Origin of the sequence: Streptomyces alkaliphilus (assembly GCF_014141535.1) — a bacterium.
In the GTDB taxonomy this organism is placed as follows: Bacteria; Actinomycetota; Actinomycetes; order Streptomycetales; family Streptomycetaceae; genus Streptomyces; species Streptomyces alkaliphilus.
Genome location: NZ_VKHT01001056.1, coordinates 1 through 1,662, shown reverse-complemented (window position 1 = coordinate 1,662; position 1,662 = coordinate 1). Strand labels below are relative to the sequence as shown.

General features: G+C 72.1%; 2 protein-coding genes. Both read right to left on the bottom strand.

From position 1 onward, the window contains the following. Positions 1–732 (bottom strand): divisome protein SepX/GlpR (gene sepX / locus FNQ90_RS22345; protein WP_456115107.1); only part of this gene is annotated, 732 nt, incomplete at its 3' end. Positions 733–861: 129 nt separating this feature from the next. Continuing rightward, positions 862–1,608, bottom strand: a complete 747-nt coding sequence (locus tag FNQ90_RS22340) for a GNAT family N-acetyltransferase (RefSeq protein WP_182607995.1) — start codon at positions 1,606–1,608, stop codon at positions 862–864. Positions 1,609–1,662: the final 54 nt, after the last annotated feature.

Here is a 1,662-nt window from a genome sequence, read left to right as displayed (position 1 = left end):
GCGCTGTTCCCGGGGGGTCTCGCGACGCCGTTCACGGCTCTGCTCCCGGCGGGCCGGGGATTCCTCGGTGGTCCCGGCTGCGGCGATGACCTCCGCCTGGCGCTCGCGCAGGGCGCGTGCGGCCTCCTCCGCCCGGACGCGGTCGAGGGTGACGCTCTGCCGGCGACGCTCCTGGGCACGGACCCGGCGCAGATAGGCGATGAGCAGCACGGCCGGCACGGCGGGGACCCAGATCCAGGCGCGACCGGCGGCGGCGGTGACCACACCGCCGAGCGCGAAGCAGGTCAGGAGCACCATGGTGGTGCGGCGACGACGGGCCAGCACCCGGGCCCGGGCGACCCGGGCGGGAAGCGATGCGGCGGGGGACTCGTCCTCGGCCCCGACCGGACCCACGGGTTCGCCCGCCCCGTCGGTCCGGTCGGGGCCGACGGCGTGGACGGTGGTGATCGGGTCGGCGTAGGCGCGCAGGTCGGTGGCGCGGATCTCGGTCTCCCCGGCCGAACGCGCCGCGGAGGCGGGTTCGGCCCGCGGATCGGAGAGGTCCGCGTCGGGCTCCGCCGGCCGCTTGCGACGGCCGGTCAGGGAACGGCCGGACAGCATCCGGATGGCCGTGCTGAAGCGCTCCGTCGGGCGGGAGTCGTTCAGCTCGTCGTGCCGGCGGAGCCACATCGGCACGAGATACGCGGCCCAGGCGCCGACGATCATTGCGAAGATGAGCCCACTGCTGTTCACGCTGCCACCGTAGAGGGATGGGCGCGACTCCATCTGCCAAATGGAGCGGTGTGTTGCCCGATTGGCTTCACCATCCGGTCATTTCCTCGGATTGTTACGAAGCCCCGCCGGGGAAATCGAAAATCTGTACTATTTCTGGGGGGCGGGAAAGCCGAATCCCGGCTTCCCGGCTTCCTCCGCCGGCGGGGGCACCGTGCGGCCGACCGCTCGTGCGTCCTCCCGCCCGGCATCACCGGCCGCCGGCGCACCGCTCTCCGGGACACACCGGCCCGCGGGTCGCTCCCGCCACTCCTCCAGCAGGCTCTCCGGCGCCTCCTCCGAGGTCAGCGCGAAGATCAGGTGATCGCGCCAGTCACCGTCGATGTGCAGGTAACGGGGACGCAGCCCCTCCTCGCGGTAGCCGAGCTTCTCCACCACCCGTCGGCTCGGCCCGTTCTCCGGTCGAATGCAGATCTCCAGACGGTGCAGACCCACCGCGCGGAAGCAGAAATCGGTGACCAGCGCCACGGCGGTGGGCATCACCCCCCGGCCGGCGACCTCCCGGTCGATCCAATAGCCGATGTGCGCCGAGCACATCGACCCCCAGGCCACCCCGGCCACCGTCAACTGGCCGACCAGACGTCCCCGGTACTCGACGACGAAGGGGAACATCCGGCCGGCGTGCGCCTCCGACCGCAGGTGACGGACCATCTGCCGAAAAGTCGGCCGACGCGGCGCCAGATGGCCGGGTGGGGGCGGCGGAACCGTCGCCTCCCAGGGCCGCAACCACTCGCGGTTGCGGTGGTTGACCTCGCGCCAGGCCCTGTGGTCGCGTTGTCGTATCGGACGGAGGACGACATCGCCGTCCACCAGTTCGACCGGCCAGTGGTGATTCATAGCGGGTCCCCGTGGTCCGTCGTCCGCCCGGGATGGTCGGACTCCCCACCCACC

Bases quoted from the DNA above. Each gene is read 5' to 3' on its own strand.
- FNQ90_RS22340 (WP_182607995.1), bottom strand. From the start codon at position 1,608: ATGAATCACCACTGGCCGGTCGAACTGGTGGACGGCGATGTCGTCCTC.